Raw genomic sequence first — 16,106 nt, forward strand, 5'->3', positions numbered from 1 at the left:
TCTCACGATAACCGTCATTCCGGAGCGATATATAGATTTGCAACCGGTTCCGGGGATTTTTTAAGGGGTCAGCGGCAGGTTTCGATAAGGCCGAGGATATCCTTTGCGAGGGCGATGCTCTTCTCCTCGTCCACCATCAGGGTGTCGAACCGCACCGAATGGCTCACTGCCACCGGGTCGCGGATATCCTGCACGAAGACGTCCGTCAGGCCGCCATAACAGTTGAATGTCCCGATCGAGTTCGGCTCATAATCCGCCGCTTTCATGAGGGCTGCGGCCGGGCCGCTCACCGGGCCATCGCCAATGAACGGGCTGACCGCGATCACGATCTTGCCCTTTATTGCATCTTTTATCCCTTCGCAGGTAAGGATGGGAAGGATGCTCGTGATCGGGTTTGAAGGGCCGATCACGACCGCGTCGCTTGCCTCGATCGCTTCCAGCGCTTCCGGTGTTGCCACCGGGGGTTCGTTGAAACTCCGCACGACCTCATGGATATCGATTTTGCCCCGGGCCCGGACCCAGTACTCCTGGTAGTCGATGTAGCCAATGTCCGTCTTCACCTGCGTGGTGACCTCGGTATCGGTCATGGGAAGGACGGTCTCGCGGACCCCGTACCGCTCGCAGAGGATCTTGGTGACGTTGGTCAGCCGCATCCCGTTCCGGAGCATCTCCCCGCGGGCGATGTGCACGGCCCGGTCCTTGTCCCCGATACCGATATACTCGTCGATGCCGAGATTCTTTACCTCCTCGTGGGTGGTGAAGGTGTCGCTCCGGATGCCCCACCAGGTGTCCGTGTTGAGGATACCGGCGAAGAGATACATGACGGTATCGACATCCGGCGAGATGTGATTGCCCGAGATCCAGACATCCTCGGCGGTGTTGACGATCACCGCAATCTCGTGCCGGTCCATCACTTTCTGCATACCCCGCAGGAGTTTCGGCGTGCCGGTCCCGCCCGACAGGAAGGTAATCATTACTCAATACTTTTATGCGATGTATATGAAGATTCTTTAGTGAACCTGAAGATCATCAAGGACCCGGTCCATGGCTATATCGAGGTAGAGGACTACGCCCTCCGGCTGCTCGACTCGCCCGTGCTCCAGCGCCTCCGCTATGTCCGCCAGCTCGGGTTCTCGTTCCTCGTATACCCGGGTGCCAACCACACGCGCTTCGAGCACTCGCTGGGAACCATGTTCCTTGCCGATGTTGCCGGCCGCAGGTTCCAGCTGCCCGAAGATGAGCAGCGGCTCGTGGTTACCGCCGCCCTTCTCCACGATATCGGCCACGGACCGTTTTCGCACGCGTGCGAGCCCCTGATGGAGCAGTACCTCCACCGCACCCACGATGAGATCGACCCGATCATCGATGAATGCGCCGGGTCCCTGCTCCGCGAGGCGGGTGTGGACCCCGCGGAGCTCTGCAGTGTGGTGAAAGGGAAGCATCCGCTATCAGGTATTATCCATGGGGATTTCGATGTGGACCGGATGGATTACCTGCTCCGTGACGCTTACTATACTGGCGCCCCGTACGGCACGGTCGATGCCCAGCGGCTGATCCGGCACCTGATCCGGTACCCTGACGGGACCGTGCTGGACGAGAACGGGGTGAATGCCGCAGAATCGCTCCTGATCGCCCGGACCCTGATGCGCCCGACCGTCTATTATCACCACGTGAGCCGGATCGGTGAGAGCATGTTCCAGCTGGCGGCGCTGGAGCACTGTGCCGGCCTCACAGAGGAGGAGATACCGCAGTTCCTCCGGATGGATGACGCGGGGTGCATGCATGCCCTGCGCACCTCCCCGGATGCGGTTGCCCGTGACCTCACGCTCCGGTTGTACGAGCGCAGGCTGTACAAGAGGGCGGTCTATGCCGGCAGCGACCAGGTGAACAGCGCTACCTTCCAGGATGGTCTCTCCCTGGAAAAATCCCGGGAGATTGCGGCCCGGATCGCCGGGCTGGCGGGAATCCGGCCGGAGGACGTGCTCGTGGACATCCCGCCGATTCCCCATGAGATGTCCCTTGGTGTCCGTGTACAGAGCCGCAATGCGATAACGAATTTTGAGGAGCTCTCTCCCCGTATCCGCACGCTCAACATGACCCGGCGCGAGCAGTGGCGCCTCGGTGTCTACACGCTTCCGGAGCACCGGGAGATCGTGACCGATGCCGCGTGCGAGATCCTGCATATCCGGAAACCGACACGGCAGGACACGCTGTTTTAACCCGTAAACCGCCGGTATCCTGGTATACCGGGGCAAAAATCCCACGGGAGTCTCCCGCGCGGCTCGTGAATAAACAATAATATATTACGGTTCCCTAACACTCCCCATATGCAACACACAGTCCTTGCTGCCATCCTGCTCGTTATTGCATGCGTCATGATGGCCGGGTGCTCCGGGAGCCAGGGCACTGCAGCGACGGCAACCCCCACGGCGGCTTCGGTCACCCCCGGCGCCCCTGCAGCCACGGCAGTGGTTACGACCACTCAGCAACCCACGTTCGCGCTGGGCGACCATTATCTCCAGAAGTCGTACTCCTTCCAGAGCGAGAAGGATGTGCGGACCGAGCAGTTCCGCGTGGACAACCCTTCATGGGGGATCGACATCGTTGTCCTCCCGCTCAATGACGACCCGCAGTATTGCTGGTTTGAGATGACGGTGACCAACATGGACAACGGCCAGAACGATACCTACGGGTACGGCCGATCCTATGTGTACGAGAAGCACCAGCAGTTCCCGATGTATGTCACCGGGCCCTATACGATCGAGATGAAAGGCAACCGGGTCAAGGTGGATGTGACCGCCGCAAAGCGGAACCCGTGAAAGGAGAAGAACCATGTCTGAAGATATACTGGTAATTGTCTGCGGCGTTGTCGTCATTGTTGTCGCCATTGCCGTTGCGTTAGGAAGTCTCCGCCGCGCGGAGCGGAAAATGCACGAGAGCACCCACAAGTTCAAGGTATATTCGGATCTCCTCAATGCGATCACCGAACTGAATCTTTCGGGCGACGATCCCTACAAGGTGGATATCGCGAAGAAGAACCTTGCCATGACCCTCAACCGGCTCAATCTCGTGGGAAGCACGGGGGTTCTCCGGAGCACCAACGACCTGCTGGACTTCTTCAATGAGTACAAGGACAAGAACCTCGATACCCTCAGGCTCCATAATATCCTCAATACGCTCGTCATCGAGGCCCGCCGCGATCTCAACCCGGAGCATGCCCAGAAGATTGAGGATGCTCAGGTCCGGTACCGCTTCTTTGCGCCGGTGAAGAAGTAGATCCCGCCATCTCCAAATCTCTTTTTATTTCCTGGAGAGATCCAGGTTCAGATGAAATTATTCCCCACTCCTGCACCCCCCTTCGCCCGACAGGGATAGAGCGCAGTGCGATGCCATTGCATCAGCCGAAAATCTCCTTCCGTTACGGGTTCCATCATCGCAGCGTGGGGATGCCCCGGCGCGTGGAGGGGGTCGGCCACATTATTTACGTTCTGGAAAAGACGGTACAGCAGGGAACCAAGCGTCGTATTTTTTGGGTACTGTCCGCTTCCCGGTACCTGAACCAATCCCAAAAAAGTGGTCCGACCCCCTACATCACATTTCCGGTTTTGCACAAAAATCGCAAAAATTACCCCGGAGAATCCCGGGTATGTAGCATGGGGTATTGGAGGGGGTCGGGCACAAAAATTGGTGCCGGGTGTGAGCCGTAACACTATGGCACAAACTCTTTTTGTCCCCGCTCCGACATTGGTATGAAAGGAGAGGCGGTTTGGCAGCCATGACAAAAGAGATCGTAGTCGGGGTGACGGGTGCGAGCGGGGCAATCTATGCCCGGCGCCTTCTTGAGGTGCTCAGTAAGGATGCAAAGGTCCACGTCATAGTCTCGGATGTCGCGGAGAAGATCGCAGCCCACGAGGGCGTCTCGCTCGCGGGATTCAATGCCGAGTATCATGCAAACGACAAGCTCTTCGCATCGATTGCCAGCGGTTCGCACAAGTACGATGGCATGGTCGTGATCCCGTGCAGTGCAAAGACGCTTGCCGCGATTGCGAACGGGTATGCCGACAACCTGATCACCCGCACTGCCGATGTCTGCCTCAAGGAAGGCCGGAAATGCATCCTCGTCACCCGCGAGATGCCCCTCTCCAGGATACACTTAAAAAACATGCTTGCTGCAGAAGAGGCAGGTGCCACCATCATGCCGGCAAGCCCCGGGTTCTACCACAAACCTAAAACCATTGACGATCTCGTGGACATGGTGGTGGCCCGGGTGCTCGACCACCTCGATATCGAACACAATCTCATCCAGCGCTGGAGCGGTTACGATGCGTGAATTTATCGAAAAGATGCGGAAGGCAGGGCTCGTTGTTGATGTGAAGGAAAACGTATCGGCCGACATGCAGGCGCCGAAGATGGCGGCCGGTACCGACAAGCTCCTCTTCTTCCACAATATCGGCGGTCACAAGGCCGTCATGAACCTCACCGCGAGCCGGGCCGCGCTCTCCCTTGCGCTCGGTATCGAGGAAGCGAAGATGGTAAAGACCCTCGCGGACGCACAGTTCAACGGGAAGGTTGTCGAGGACGGGACGCTCCCGATGCAGAAGGTGGATCTCACAAAGCTCCCCATCATGCACCATTTCCCGAAGGATGCCGGGAAGTACCTCACTTCCGCCATCGTCTTCTCCCGCTGGGAGGGTGTGGAGAACGCCTCGATCCACCGGATGCAGGTGCTGGACGACCACCGGGTTGCTGCCCGTCTGGTCGAGGGCCGGCACACCCACGTGATGGTGAAGAAGGCCATAGCGAAAGGCGAGAAACTCCCCATTGCGATCACCATCGGGACGCACCCTGCGGTAACCTTTGCGAGCTGCACCCGTGTTCCCACGGGCATGGAACTCCCGTATGCCGCGGAACTGATGGGCGGCACGATGAAGGTGAAGCGGTGCAGCAACGGTGTGCTCGTACCCGACGCGGAGATTGTGCTGGAAGGATTCATCACGGCGGAACTCACCGACGAGGGCCCGTTTGTCGATATCACCGGCACCTATGACCCGATCCGTCGCCAGCATATCATCGAGTTCACCGGTATGTACATGAAGCCTGACTGCATCTACCACGGGATCCTGCCGGGCGGGGACGAGCACAAGGTGTTGATGGGCTGCCCCTACGAGCCGAAGATCTACAAGGCCGTGGCCGGTGTGACCGAGGTCAGGAATGTGGTCCTGACCAAGGGTGGCTGCGGGTATCTCCACGCAGTCGTCCAGATCAAGAAGAGCACGCAGGGTGACGGCAAGAATGCGATCATGGCCGCGTTTGCCGCCCACACCTCGCTCAAGCACGTGGTGGTCGTGGACGAGGACATCGATCCCACGAATCCCCACGAGGTCGAATATGCAATCGCGACCCGGGTGAACGGCGACCGGGACATCATGGTCATTACCGGCGTCCGCGGCTCCTCGCTCGACCCGTGCCAGCTCGAGGATGGCACGAACGTGAAGGTCGGCGTTGATGCAACGATGGTGCTCGGGCACGAGGCAGAGTTCACGCGGGCCACGTGGTGAGATCATGCACCTTGACAGGGACGATGAACGGATTCTCGCCGGCGAACAGGGCGAGACAAAGCAGAAGATGCTCGAACTCCTCGTAGCGCTGGGCAAGGTCTTCGGGGCAGAACGGCTTGTCCCCATTGCAAGTGCACAGGTGAGCGGGGCGTCTTACAAGACGATCGGGGAGTACGGCCTCCAGTGGCTCAACTCGCTCGATGCAAAAGCCGTTGTCCCGGCAGTGCTGAACCCGATCGGTATGCCCCGGACACGGTGGCAGGAGATGGGCGTTGATGAGGACTTTGCTGCAAAACAGCAGGCCGTTGTCGCGGCCTACGAGCGGCTGGGCATCGCCCTTGAATGCACCTGCACGCCCTACTATCTCCGCACAACGAACTTCGGCGAACACCTCGCGTGGTCGGAGTCCTCGGCGGTCTGTTACGCGAACTCGGTGATCGGGGCCCGGACGAACCGCGAGGGTGGACCCGGTGCCCTTGCTGCTGCGCTCATGGGAAAGACGCCCTGTTACGGGCTCCACCTTGATGAGAACCGTAAACCCCAGGTGATCGTCCGCGTACAGGCCGATACCCGCGACTGGAGTATCGCCCATTACGGGGCGCTTGGCTACCATACCGGCAAGCTCGTGGGCAACCGGATCCCGATCTTCTCGGGGCTCGAGGCCGCTGACCCCGACCGGCTCAAGGGACTCGGGGCGGCGATGGCGGCTACCGGCGCCGTGGCACTCTACCATGTCGAAGGCGTTACTCCGGAAGCATCAAAAGGGCAGTTCGACCTGTCAGGTCTCGAAGTTATTACCGTAGAAGCGGAAGAGGTCACCCGGCTGTTCAAAGAGATCCCGGTCGAGGCCGTGGCCGTGGGGTGCCCGCACTGCTCCCCAAAAGAACTGGAGGAGATCGCCCGGCTCATGAAAGGGCGGGTTGTCAGCAAACCGTTCTACATCTTTGCTTCGCAGGGCGTAATCGATAAAAACCAGCGGACCGTGGACCAGATCGAGACGTGTGGTGCCCGTGTCTTTGCCGATACCTGTATGGTGGTCTCTCCCGTGATGGAGCAGTACGAATCGATCATGGTGAACTCCGGAAAAGCCCTTGCCTATGTGCCGAATATGTGCGCCGCGGTCTCCCGTATCGGGACGATTGAGGACTGTGTGCGGGTGGGGACGGAATAATTCTTTCCCGTTTTCGATCAGGACCGGGGCATGTCTGTTCATGCAATCAATTTAACATCGCGTTTCTCAATCACTGATTGTGAATAACCAGATTATTGTCATTTGTGCAGTGACCGCATTATTCGCCGCAGGCTGTGTGGGTGACCCCGGGGGTTCTGCAACCACAACACCCGTTGTGATCGATTATCAGGGAGATCCCGGATGGGTCCGATATACCAATACGGATCTTCATTTCAGTATCTCCACACCGGTTGACTGGGAGATCCTGTCTGTGACAAAATCTGTCCTCGCGAAAAAAACCACCATGAACCTGACATTGGCCATGAACAGGGTTGTTTTTGCATGCGCCCCGAACATGACGGGATGCGTTATGATATCCGGCATGGATTATTCCGGAGAACCGGTCTCTCCTGACAATGATTCAGGAGACCCCTGGATACCGGACAACCGGTATGAGGAGTTCCTGGTGAATGCAGAATCCGCAACGTTTGAGGGCATTGACGTTACCATAACCAGCGTAACAAAAGACAGCAGGAATTACCTGATCAATGGACATCCGGCACGGCATGCTTCATTTATTGTGCAGATAAACGGCGAATCCCAGACCACCGATTGCTACATCATAGCCCATAACAATGTGTATTATTCCGAATGGTATGCTGCACGGCCCGGATCAACCACGTTTGAGGCTGCGACAGCATCGGATATCATGCACACCTTTGATATCGCACTATAATGGCATTTTTTTAAGCTAATGTGATGAGCATATTATCCCCGATTGTCGCGGCAAAAAGCCGACGGTCAATAAGCGTCCCGGCGGCAATTAAAAAAAGAAAATCCTTCAGCCGAGCAGAAGCAGGATCTTCCTGATCTCCACAACTGCTTCAGGTGTCGGGTTATGGCCCGGGCTGACCCCTTCCCCGTACGAAAGGATCTTCCTGACATCGCCTGCCTTTGTGTTCGCAAACGTGATCTTGTTCCAGACCTTCTGGTCTATCGTGTTCCACGTGCACTGGAGCAGGTGAGTGAGAAGGGCGACATCCGCTTCGGAGAATGACTTCCACTCCGCGCCCATTCCCTGCTGCATCATCTTCATTGCAGTCTCGACCGTCTTCCCGCGGTGGACATGGTACAGGCGTCTTCCCAACTCTGCCTGGGTTACATCCGGCATATGTGTTCCTCCCGTCCCATCATGGGGATGATGAGTGAATCCCGCTGTGCAGCCATATACTTTGTGGCGCCCGTACACGATGATAACGATGTACATGTATCATGTACACTAGGAAACAGAATTCCCGTGATGAGTCAGCCTCTCCCCGGAAGGGAAAGTGCTATTACCCGGCACGGGATAATTCCGATACATCCTGTTATGCCCCCTACAAACGAGGAGGAGCTGGGCAGGAGACGGTTCCAGCTCTACCGGGATCAGGCCGTTGAAGCGGCGATCGAGAAGATACGGCACGCTCCGGCCGCCGAATGGCACTCGTTCTCGGGTGAAGACTATGTGATCCTCAAAGAGATGCTTGGGGAGATCTGGATCAGCCTCGGGCGGGAGAAGTGGCAGCGGTACGCGTTCTCCACGCTCACCCGGCAGGATCTCCATGACCTCATCGCTCTCGGTCACCGGGTAAAAAGCCATTCTCCTGCTGCACCCCTGCTTGAAGAAATGGACGCGATCCTCTCGCACACCCCTCACGGCCATCACTTCGTGTGATCGGACGGGTCAGGGAACCTCTGGTGGAAGCGGGTTTCCACGGGAGGAATGCGGCATACTTTAATATGCCTGCACCCTGTAGGTTGTATCATTAGAGGTGTGCATATGGTTGGTTGGGAAGTCCCGATTGGAGCTGCCATCGCATTCGCTGGTGGCGCGATTGGCACCGGGTGGGCGCAGTCCCGCATCGGAGCCGCTGGAGCAGGAGCCATTGCCGAACGGCCGGAGACCGTGGGGTCCATTATCATCCTCGAAGCAATCCCTGAGACACTCGTCATTCTCGGGTTCGTTGTTGCCGCGATGATCATCCTGATGGTGAAGTGATCGGGCGGCACGGTCGCTGACCTCACGAACACCACGTTCCCCAGCACGTATACTTCTTTCCTTCTCCCGGGCCGGGAACCCCGGGAGTTGCCAGGCAGCAGTACCGCAGCACGCCCCGTGCACAACAGGACGGTGATGCCATGGCCTTTGAGAGTCTCCTGAAATCGGTGGAGGAGAGCGCACACGAGCGGGAGCAGGAGCTCCGCAAAAAAGCGCAGAAACAGGCAGAGGAGATCCGGGCGGATGCACAGAAACAGGCAGAGGAGATCCATGAGCGTGCCATCCGGGAAGCGGAGAAGTCCGCGGCGATCGAGCGGAACAAGCAGCTCTACCTGGCGAAGGGGGAGCTCAAGGAGCAGGATCTCCGGAGCCGGGAGAAGATCTTCGCGGCCGCATTCGATGAGGCAGGTGCGCAGCTGGCCCGGCTCCGCCAGGAAAAAACCTACCCGGCCGTATTTGAACGGCTCACCCGGGAGGCGATCGCTGCCATGGGAACGACCCCGTACCGTCTCCATGTGGACACGCGGGATCGTGACCTCTGCACCAGGACCCTGGCAGCGCTGGGTGTCCGGTGCGAGGTGCTTGCCGATATTGAATGTGCGGGGGGCCTCACTGCCAGCTCTCCAGACGGTCTCGTCAGGATCTCCAACACGGTGGAGTCCCGGCTCGAACGGATACGGGAGCACAAGCGGCGCGATATCTACGCGGTCCTGTTTGGTGACTGACAATGGACTGGGGATATATCAATGCCCGGATGCGGGGGATGAAGAGCCGGCTTCTGGACCACCGCACGCTCGATGCCCTGATCATCCAGCCCGACATCGATACCCTGATAGGCGAGCTGGAGAAGACGGCTTACCGCGATGACATGATCGAGGCAAAAGGCCGGTACTCCGGGATGCCGGCCATCGAGCACGCCCTCAGGAACAACTTTGTCCGGACCTTCCGGAAGATCCTCGCCTTCGCGAAGAACGACGAGGCAGAGCAGTATATCCGGATCTTCCTCCACCGCTGGGATGTCCAGAACATCAAGACGATCCTCCGGGGGAAGAACATTCATGTGACGAACGAGGAGATCCTCGAATGCATTGTCCCCGCGGGCGAGATGGACGAGGCGACCCTGACCGAACTCGTCCGGCAGCAGGATGTCAAAGCGGTGATCGACCTTCTCGCAACGTGGCGCATCCCGTATGCCCGCCCGCTCACGGAGGGGTTCCCGGCATTTGCCACCAGCAGCGATCTCGGGATGCTCGAATGCGCCCTCGATCGCTTCTATTACCAGGATGCGCTCCTCGCGGTGGCGGGGACGGGGAATAACAAGGCGATCATCCGGCAGGTGCTTGCAACGGAGGTCGATATGGTGAACATCAAGACCGTCCTGCGGATGGTCCGGGATCAGGTAGAACCGGAGGAGGCGAAGAAGTTCCTGATCGGCGGCGGGTTTGAGCTCGACGAGAAGAAGCTGGGCCGGCTCCTTGCCCTGCACACGGTTGCCGAGGTGGTTTCAGGGCTCGGGGCCACCCGGTACCGCTTCCTCTCAGACATTCCCGAAGCCGCGCTGGAGGCAAAGAAGATCTCGGTGATCGAGAAGGAGCTGGAGCGCTATCTCGTGCAGCAGGGCGCGAAGTCGTTCCTTGGCGATCCTTTGAGCGTTGCCTCGCTCATCGGGTACTTCTGGGCAAAGTACAACGAGATCACGAACATCCGGATCATCTCGCGCTGCAAGACCGCCGATTTCCCGGTGGAGCACCTGAAGGAGGAACTGGTGTATGTATAAGTTCGTCATCGTGACCGACAGCGACCGGGCATCGGGGTTCCGGCTCGCGGGGGCGGAGGTCTTCGAGGCAAAGGATGTGGAGGAGGCACGGGTGGTGATTCCCCCCCTCCTGCACAAGGACGACATCGGGATCGTGGCGGTGAACGAGGAGTACATGCTCGGGCTGGACGAGAAACTGATGGACCGGATCGAGAAGATGCACCGCCCGCTCATCATCCCGATCCCCTCGAAATCGAAAGAGGTGGACCGGCGGACCTATATCGAGCGGTTGCTCCGGAAGGCGATCGGGTACAACATCGTGCTGAAGAGGTGAAGGAATGATAGCGGGAACAATTTCACGGATCTCGGGCCCGGTGATCATGGCAAAGGGCATGAAAGGGTCCAAGATGTATGACGTGGTGAAGGTCGGGGCCGAGGCCCTCCGCGGCGAGATCATCCGGCTTGAAGGCGACGAAGCGGTGATCCAGGTGTACGAGGACACGACCGGGCTCACGCTGGGCGAGAGCGTGGAGAACACCGAGACCCCGCTCTCCGTGGAGCTGGGCCCCGGCCTCCTCGCCTCCATCTACGACGGCGTCCAGCGCCCGCTGCCCGTCCTCCTCAAGCTGAGCGGGGATTTCATTGGCCGGGGCATCACGGCCCCGGGGCTCGACCGGTCCAGGAAATGGGATTTTACCCCGACGGTGAAGAAGGGTGATACACTTGGGCCCGGCGATGTGATCGGCACCGTGAAGGAGTTCCAGTTCGAGCACCGCGTCCTTGTTCCCCCGAAGATTGCAGGAACCGTCACGGAGATCCGGGCAGGGTCGTTCACGGTAGAGGAGATCGTCTGCGTGCTCGACAACAAGGTCCGTCTCCCGATGATGCAGTCCTGGCCGGTCCGGCTCCCCCGTCCCCACCAGAAGAAACTCGATCCCCTGCTGCCGCTGATCACCGGCCAGCGGGTCTTTGACTGCATGTTCCCGGTGACAAAGGGCGGGACAGCGATGATCCCGGGCGGGTTTGGCACCGGCAAGACGGTCTCTGAGCAGACGCTCGCCAAGTGGTCGGACACCCAGATCGTAGTCTACATCGGGTGCGGGGAACGGGGCAACGAGATGACGGACGTGCTCGCGGAGTTTCCGGAGCTCGTCGATCCCCGGACAAAACTCCCGCTGATCGAGCGGACGATCCTGATCGCCAACACCTCGAACATGCCGGTCGCTGCCCGCGAGGCCTCGATCTATACCGGGATCACGATCGCGGAATATTTCCGGGACATGGGGTACGATGTGGCACTGCTGGCGGATTCGACCTCCCGCTGGGGCGAGGCTCTCCGCGAAGTATCGGGGAGGCTCGAAGAGATGCCGGGCGAGGAGGGCTATCCCGCGTACCTCGCGACCCGGCTCTCGGCCTTCTACGAGCGGGCGGGCCGGGTGGTCTGCCTCGGGAGCGGGGAGCGGACCGGTTCGGTCACGGTCGTGGGGGCGGTCTCGCCACCCGGGGGGGACTTCTCGGAGCCGATCACCCAGAACACCCTCCGCGTTGTCGGCACGTTCTGGGCGCTGGACACGAACCTTGCCTACCGCCGGCACTTCCCGTCTGTGAACTGGATCAAGAGTTACTCGCTCTACCTTGACTGTATCGCGGAATGGTACGACAAGACCATTGCCCGCGACTGGCGGGAGCTCCGGGAGAAGGCGATGTACCTGCTCCAGAAGGAGGTCGAGCTCCAGGAGATCGTCCAGCTGGTGGGCCCGGATGCCCTGCCCGACAGCGAGAAGGCGATCCTGGATGTGACCCGGATGATCCGCGAGGACTTTCTCCAGCAGAGCGCGTACAGCGACACGGACTCGTTCTGCCCTGTGGAGAAGCAGTACGCGATGCTCAAGGTGATCATGACCTACTACGAGCAGATCATCCTGGCAATGAACCGGGGGGTCAGCCTGCGGCAGGTGCAGGCGCTCCCGCTGAGGGCGACCATCGGGAGGATGAAGGAGGCAGAGGATGCGGAGGCGGTCCGGAAGATGATCGATGAGGTCAGTTCGGCGATTGCCCGGCTGGAGGTGGAAAAATGAAGGAGACCCCGCTCCTGACCAAGGAGTACCGGACGATAGAATATGCCTCCGGCCCGCTGATCTTCGTCTCCGGTGTCCTCGGAGCCTCGTTCGGAGAGATCGTGAAGATCACCCTCCGGGACGGTTCGGTGCGGACCGGGCAGGTGCTCGACATCTCGGAGGAGCACGCGGTTATCCAGGTGTACGAGGGCACGAGCGGAATTGACGTTGTAGACACGACCGTGAGGTTCACCGGGGAACCGGCCCGGATCAATGTCTCCAAGGACATGCTGGGCCGGATCTTCACCGGTGTCGGGATGCCCCGGGACGGCGGCCCCGATATCATCCCGGAGGCCGTGCTGGATATTGCCGGCATGCCGATCAACCCCTCGGCCCGGGACAAGCCCGCGGACTTCATCCAGACCGGCATGTCGGCTATTGACGGGCTCAACACGCTCGTGCGGGGCCAGAAGCTGCCGATCTTCTCCGGTTCGGGCCTGCCCGCAAGCAAGCTTGCCGCCCAGATCGCCCGGCAGGCGAAGGTCCTGGGCGAGGGCGAAGAGTTTGCGGTGGTCTTCGTTGCCATGGGGATCACGCACAAGGAGGCCTCGTTCTTCATGCAGGACTTCGAGCGGACGGGAGCGCTCGACCGCGTGGTCTTCTTCATGAACCTGGCCGATGATCCGACGGTCGAGAGGCTTGCGGCCCCGCGGTGCGGTCTCACGGTAGCAGAGTACCTTGCGTTCACCCACAATCTCCACGTGCTCGTCATCCTGACCGACATGATCAACTACTGCGAGGCGCTCCGCGAGATCTCGACCGCCCGCGAAGAAGTCCCCGGACGGCGGGGATATCCCGGCTACATGTACACCGACCTGGCATCCATCTACGAGCGGGCAGGGCGGCTGAAGGGCAAGAAGGGGTCGATCACCCAGATCCCGATCCTGACCATGCCGGACGATGACATCACCCACCCGGTGCCCGACCTCACGGGCTACATCACCGAGGGACAGATCGTGCTCTCGCGGGACATATTCCGGCGCGGTGGCGACCCCCCGGTGGACGCCCTGCCCTGTCTCTCCCGGCTCATGAACCTCGGGATCGGCCCGGGCAAGACCCGGGAAGACCACCGGGGCGTTGCAGACCAGCTCTATGCCAGTTATGCCTATGGCCGCGACCTGCGCCGGCTCGTTGCCATCGTGGGCGAGGAAGCTCTGACGGATCTTGACCGGAAGTACCTGAAGTTCGCGGACGGGTTCGAGCGGCAGTTCATCACGCAGGGGGATGATGATCGGCCCATCGAGACAACGCTTGGCATCGCGTGGGATCTTTTTGCCACGCTGCCCACCGATGAGCTCAAGCGGATCAAGCGCGAGCATATCGCGAAATACCACCCGGCGGCGCAGGAAACCGAACAGAAACCCGAAGAGACCGGGAGGAGCTGACCGGGATGGAGCAGGTCAAGCCCACGCGGATGGAGCTGATGAAGAAGAAGGCGCAGATCCGGCTCGCGGAGCAGGGCCGCGATCTTCTCCGGGAGAAGATGGATGCCCTGATCCAGGAGTTCTTCAAGATCCTCAGTACTGTCTCGGACTCCCGCGACGAGCTGGAGCAGGTCTCCCGGGCTGCCGATCTCGCGCTCCTCATTGCAGAGGCAACCGATGACCCGGTCACCCTGCGGTCGGCTGCGTTTGCCACCCGGCGGTCGATCACGGTCGACATCACTGGCAAGAACATCATGGGCGTCCCCGTGCCGGTGATCGAGAAGAAGCGGGTCTCGAAGAACATGCTTGAGCGGGGCTACGGGATCATTGCAACGAGCGCCCGGATCGATGAGACGGCCGAGCGGTACGAGGTGGAACTCGATCTCCTGATCAAGCTGGCCGAGACCGAGACGACGATGCGCCGGCTGGGATCCGAGATCCAGATGAACCGGCGCCGGGTCAATGCCCTTGAACAGATCCTGATCCCGGAATTGAAGAGCCAGGCGAAGTACATCAAGAACGCAATCGAGGAGCGGGAACGGGAGGACCTGTTCCGGCTCAAGAAAGTAAAGTCTATTCTGGAGCGGAAGAAAAAGAAGGCGAAGGAGAAGAGACTGGCCACAATGAAGTGAAGAGCCCGGATCCGGACCCCCTGCCATTTCCCCGGCCAGCCTTTTCCCCAGGATCTACGTTCACTCATCATCCAAAAGGCAACAATTAGACGTTTTTCAGAGGCTGAAATAACCCCCATATGAGCCAAATAACACTAATCCAGTCTTCGTTCAAAATCAGTACGCTATAATTCGCAAAAAAATGCGACTATCAGAAAACAGGTTCTCCAGAATGGGCCCCGATTGGAAAAATAAGCCCATATTATGGAGATAGTTTTCAAAGAGCTGGTACGTCCCGGGCACCCCGAAAACGAGGGGATTACTCTGGTGAGACCATTGAATTTACCAACTTTTTTATTTATACTGCAGTATAGTTATTTCACTCACGGGACGCTGGCTGTATCCTGAAAGGAAGAATTTCCAGCATGCCCCTGTAAAAATAAACGAATCCAGACATTCCGGGCACTACCATGGACACCACTGATTTTTATGAAATACTGGGTGTCCGGCCCGATGCAACACCGGAGGATATCAAAAATGCATACCACCAGCTCGCGCATACCTGTCATCCCGATGTCAGCACCTTACCCGATGCTGAAGAGAGGATGACGAAGATCAATGAGGCATATGCGGTGGTGAGCGATCCCGAAAAACGCCGTATCTATGACAGGAAACGGGTGACCCAGGAACCGTTCACGGTCCAATGGGAGAGAGATCAGCCTCCCGCCCGCCCGCCGCCACGGACTCACGACCCCCGGTATGAACAGGCCCCTCCGGACCCCGCACCGCAACAACCATGGAAACGGCGGATGCCCTATGCAGCAGGTTTCTGGGTTTCCCTTCTTATCATTTTTATTTTCATCCTGGTTCTCTTCCTCGGGAGCGGAACTTCCCGGACCTCCGCTGAAATACCGGTAGTGACGCCGACGATCGAGCCCATTGTTGTGATAACAACCCAGCAACCGATCGTGGGAAAAACCTTTGAGGCCTGGAAAGGTGAAGGGGATACCCTCAGGAAACAGGACCGGAACGGGGATGCGCTGGACGCTTACGAGCAGGCGCTTAAGATCCGGCCGAACGCATCGGAACTCTGGGTTGCCGAAGGGGATCTCTACACCACGATGGGCAATTTTGAGAACGCGATTGTGTGCTATGACCGTGCCCTGGCATTCGATCCCCGGGCAGGAGAAGAGGTCCGGAATAAGAGCACGGTATTGAAAACCATCAATTCACGGATAGAACAGGCAGAACTGCTTGAAAAACACGAAGATTATTCTGCCGCCATTGGGATCTATGACGATCTCCTTTCCGCAGGTATCCGGAATACCGGTTTCCAGAAACGGATCCTGTCAGCAAAGGTGTATGCCCTCATGCGATCGGGAAGATCCGATGAGGCAGACCGGGTAAGCAAAGTGATAGGATCTCTCTGAT

General features: G+C 59.1%; 19 protein-coding genes. 16 read left to right on the forward strand and 3 right to left on the reverse strand.

The window, feature by feature from the left end; genetic code table 11:
• Nucleotides 1-68: 68 nt before the first annotated feature.
• Nucleotides 69-974: a 2-phospho-L-lactate transferase gene (gene cofD, locus LUQ43_RS04170; RefSeq protein WP_299964204.1), complete on the reverse strand. Its 906-nt coding sequence runs from the start codon at nt 972-974 to the stop codon at nt 69-71.
• A gap of 39 nt (nt 975-1,013) precedes the next feature.
• On the opposite strand from cofD, the gene LUQ43_RS04175 reads away from it, so the two are divergent.
• The 6 genes from LUQ43_RS04175 (at nt 1,014) to LUQ43_RS04200 (ending at nt 6,729) form a co-directional block, all read left to right on the forward strand.
• Nucleotides 1,014-2,219, forward strand: a complete 1,206-nt coding sequence (locus LUQ43_RS04175) for an HD domain-containing protein (protein WP_299964205.1) — start codon at nt 1,014-1,016, stop codon at nt 2,217-2,219.
• A 108-nt stretch (nt 2,220-2,327) separates the two neighbouring features.
• On the forward strand, nt 2,328-2,819 hold the full coding sequence (locus LUQ43_RS04180; protein WP_299964207.1) for a hypothetical protein: 492 nt from the start codon (nt 2,328-2,330) through the stop codon (nt 2,817-2,819).
• A gap of 13 nt (nt 2,820-2,832) precedes the next feature.
• Nucleotides 2,833-3,276: a hypothetical protein gene (locus LUQ43_RS04185; protein WP_299964209.1), complete on the forward strand. Its 444-nt coding sequence runs from the start codon at nt 2,833-2,835 to the stop codon at nt 3,274-3,276.
• Between the two features lie 499 nt (nt 3,277-3,775).
• Nucleotides 3,776-4,330: a UbiX family flavin prenyltransferase gene (locus LUQ43_RS04190; protein ID WP_299964564.1), complete on the forward strand. Its 555-nt coding sequence runs from the start codon at nt 3,776-3,778 to the stop codon at nt 4,328-4,330.
• On the forward strand, nt 4,323-5,558 hold the full coding sequence (locus LUQ43_RS04195) for a UbiD family decarboxylase (RefSeq protein ID WP_299964211.1): 1,236 nt from the start codon (nt 4,323-4,325) through the stop codon (nt 5,556-5,558). The genes LUQ43_RS04190 and LUQ43_RS04195 overlap by 8 nt, the downstream gene beginning before the upstream one ends.
• Before the next feature lie 4 nt (nt 5,559-5,562).
• On the forward strand, nt 5,563-6,729 hold the full coding sequence (locus tag LUQ43_RS04200; protein ID WP_299964213.1) for an aconitase X catalytic domain-containing protein: 1,167 nt from the start codon (nt 5,563-5,565) through the stop codon (nt 6,727-6,729).
• A gap of 228 nt (nt 6,730-6,957) precedes the next feature.
• On the opposite strand, the gene LUQ43_RS04205 is transcribed toward LUQ43_RS04200, so the two are convergent.
• On the reverse strand, nt 6,958-7,113 hold the full coding sequence (locus LUQ43_RS04205; RefSeq protein ID WP_299964215.1) for a hypothetical protein: 156 nt from the start codon (nt 7,111-7,113) through the stop codon (nt 6,958-6,960).
• Between LUQ43_RS04205 and LUQ43_RS04210 the strand changes: the two genes are divergently transcribed.
• A complete protein-coding gene (locus tag LUQ43_RS04210) occupies nt 7,112-7,465 on the forward strand; it encodes a hypothetical protein (protein ID WP_299964216.1) in 354 nt (117 codons plus the stop codon). The two genes, LUQ43_RS04205 and LUQ43_RS04210, sit on opposite strands and share 2 nt — an antisense overlap.
• Before the next feature lie 105 nt (nt 7,466-7,570).
• Here LUQ43_RS04210 and LUQ43_RS04215 read toward each other — a convergent pair whose 3' ends face one another.
• Complete coding sequence (locus LUQ43_RS04215; protein ID WP_299964218.1) at nt 7,571-7,900, reverse strand: hypothetical protein; 330 nt, start codon at nt 7,898-7,900, stop codon at nt 7,571-7,573.
• Between the two features lie 198 nt (nt 7,901-8,098).
• On the opposite strand from LUQ43_RS04215, the gene LUQ43_RS04220 reads away from it, so the two are divergent.
• From LUQ43_RS04220 to LUQ43_RS04260, 9 genes are all read left to right on the forward strand, one after another.
• Nucleotides 8,099-8,443 carry a hypothetical protein gene (locus tag LUQ43_RS04220; protein WP_299964221.1) on the forward strand — a complete coding sequence of 115 codons (345 nt, stop codon included), beginning with the start codon at nt 8,099-8,101 and terminating at the stop codon, nt 8,441-8,443.
• A 105-nt stretch (nt 8,444-8,548) separates the two neighbouring features.
• Complete coding sequence (locus tag LUQ43_RS04225) at nt 8,549-8,767, forward strand: ATPase (RefSeq protein WP_299964223.1); 219 nt, start codon at nt 8,549-8,551, stop codon at nt 8,765-8,767.
• A 140-nt stretch (nt 8,768-8,907) separates the two neighbouring features.
• The gene (locus tag LUQ43_RS04230) at nt 8,908-9,492 is read left to right on the forward strand and encodes a V-type ATP synthase subunit E family protein (protein ID WP_299964225.1); all 585 of its coding nucleotides are present in this window, start codon (nt 8,908-8,910) and stop codon (nt 9,490-9,492) included.
• 2 nt (nt 9,493-9,494) lie between these two features.
• The gene (gene ahaC, locus LUQ43_RS04235) at nt 9,495-10,544 is read left to right on the forward strand and encodes an ATP synthase A1 subunit C (protein WP_299964227.1); all 1,050 of its coding nucleotides are present in this window, start codon (nt 9,495-9,497) and stop codon (nt 10,542-10,544) included.
• Nucleotides 10,537-10,857 carry a V-type ATP synthase subunit F gene (locus LUQ43_RS04240; protein ID WP_299964230.1) on the forward strand — a complete coding sequence of 107 codons (321 nt, stop codon included), beginning with the start codon at nt 10,537-10,539 and terminating at the stop codon, nt 10,855-10,857. Before ahaC ends, LUQ43_RS04240 begins: the two co-directional genes overlap by 8 nt.
• 4 nt (nt 10,858-10,861) lie before the next feature.
• Nucleotides 10,862-12,601, forward strand: a complete 1,740-nt coding sequence (locus tag LUQ43_RS04245) for a V-type ATP synthase subunit A (RefSeq protein ID WP_299964232.1) — start codon at nt 10,862-10,864, stop codon at nt 12,599-12,601.
• Nucleotides 12,598-14,025, forward strand: a complete 1,428-nt coding sequence (locus tag LUQ43_RS04250; protein ID WP_299964234.1) for a V-type ATP synthase subunit B — start codon at nt 12,598-12,600, stop codon at nt 14,023-14,025. Before LUQ43_RS04245 ends, LUQ43_RS04250 begins: the two co-directional genes overlap by 4 nt.
• 5 nt (nt 14,026-14,030) lie before the next feature.
• The gene (locus LUQ43_RS04255; protein WP_299964236.1) at nt 14,031-14,696 is read left to right on the forward strand and encodes a V-type ATP synthase subunit D; all 666 of its coding nucleotides are present in this window, start codon (nt 14,031-14,033) and stop codon (nt 14,694-14,696) included.
• 449 nt (nt 14,697-15,145) lie between these two features.
• A complete protein-coding gene (locus LUQ43_RS04260) occupies nt 15,146-16,105 on the forward strand; it encodes a DnaJ domain-containing protein (RefSeq protein WP_299964238.1) in 960 nt (319 codons plus the stop codon).
• Nucleotide 16,106 lies beyond the last annotated feature (1 nt).

This window comes from Methanoregula sp., from assembly GCF_028679125.1.
Classification (GTDB): domain Archaea; phylum Halobacteriota; class Methanomicrobia; order Methanomicrobiales; family Methanospirillaceae; genus Methanoregula.

Bases quoted from the DNA above. Each gene is read 5' to 3' on its own strand.
- LUQ43_RS04260 (WP_299964238.1), top strand. From the start codon at position 15,146: ATGGACACCACTGATTTTTATGAAATACTGGGTGTCCGGCCCGATGCA.
- LUQ43_RS04240 (WP_299964230.1), top strand. From the start codon at position 10,537: ATGTATAAGTTCGTCATCGTGACCGACAGCGACCGGGCATCGGGGTTC.
- LUQ43_RS04215 (WP_299964218.1), bottom strand. From the start codon at position 7,900: ATGCCGGATGTAACCCAGGCAGAGTTGGGAAGACGCCTGTACCATGTC.
- cofD (WP_299964204.1), bottom strand. From the start codon at position 974: ATGATTACCTTCCTGTCGGGCGGGACCGGCACGCCGAAACTCCTGCGG.
- LUQ43_RS04245 (WP_299964232.1), top strand. From the start codon at position 10,862: ATGATAGCGGGAACAATTTCACGGATCTCGGGCCCGGTGATCATGGCA.
- ahaC (WP_299964227.1), top strand. From the start codon at position 9,495: ATGGACTGGGGATATATCAATGCCCGGATGCGGGGGATGAAGAGCCGG.
- LUQ43_RS04185 (WP_299964209.1), top strand. From the start codon at position 2,833: ATGTCTGAAGATATACTGGTAATTGTCTGCGGCGTTGTCGTCATTGTT.
- LUQ43_RS04210 (WP_299964216.1), top strand. From the start codon at position 7,112: ATGGATTATTCCGGAGAACCGGTCTCTCCTGACAATGATTCAGGAGAC.
- LUQ43_RS04200 (WP_299964213.1), top strand. From the start codon at position 5,563: ATGCACCTTGACAGGGACGATGAACGGATTCTCGCCGGCGAACAGGGC.
- LUQ43_RS04195 (WP_299964211.1), top strand. From the start codon at position 4,323: ATGCGTGAATTTATCGAAAAGATGCGGAAGGCAGGGCTCGTTGTTGAT.
- LUQ43_RS04230 (WP_299964225.1), top strand. From the start codon at position 8,908: ATGGCCTTTGAGAGTCTCCTGAAATCGGTGGAGGAGAGCGCACACGAG.
- LUQ43_RS04250 (WP_299964234.1), top strand. From the start codon at position 12,598: ATGAAGGAGACCCCGCTCCTGACCAAGGAGTACCGGACGATAGAATAT.
- LUQ43_RS04180 (WP_299964207.1), top strand. From the start codon at position 2,328: ATGCAACACACAGTCCTTGCTGCCATCCTGCTCGTTATTGCATGCGTC.
- LUQ43_RS04220 (WP_299964221.1), top strand. From the start codon at position 8,099: ATGCCCCCTACAAACGAGGAGGAGCTGGGCAGGAGACGGTTCCAGCTC.
- LUQ43_RS04190 (WP_299964564.1), top strand. From the start codon at position 3,776: ATGACAAAAGAGATCGTAGTCGGGGTGACGGGTGCGAGCGGGGCAATC.
- LUQ43_RS04255 (WP_299964236.1), top strand. From the start codon at position 14,031: ATGGAGCAGGTCAAGCCCACGCGGATGGAGCTGATGAAGAAGAAGGCG.
- LUQ43_RS04205 (WP_299964215.1), bottom strand. From the start codon at position 7,113: ATGCCGGATATCATAACGCATCCCGTCATGTTCGGGGCGCATGCAAAA.
- LUQ43_RS04225 (WP_299964223.1), top strand. From the start codon at position 8,549: ATGGTTGGTTGGGAAGTCCCGATTGGAGCTGCCATCGCATTCGCTGGT.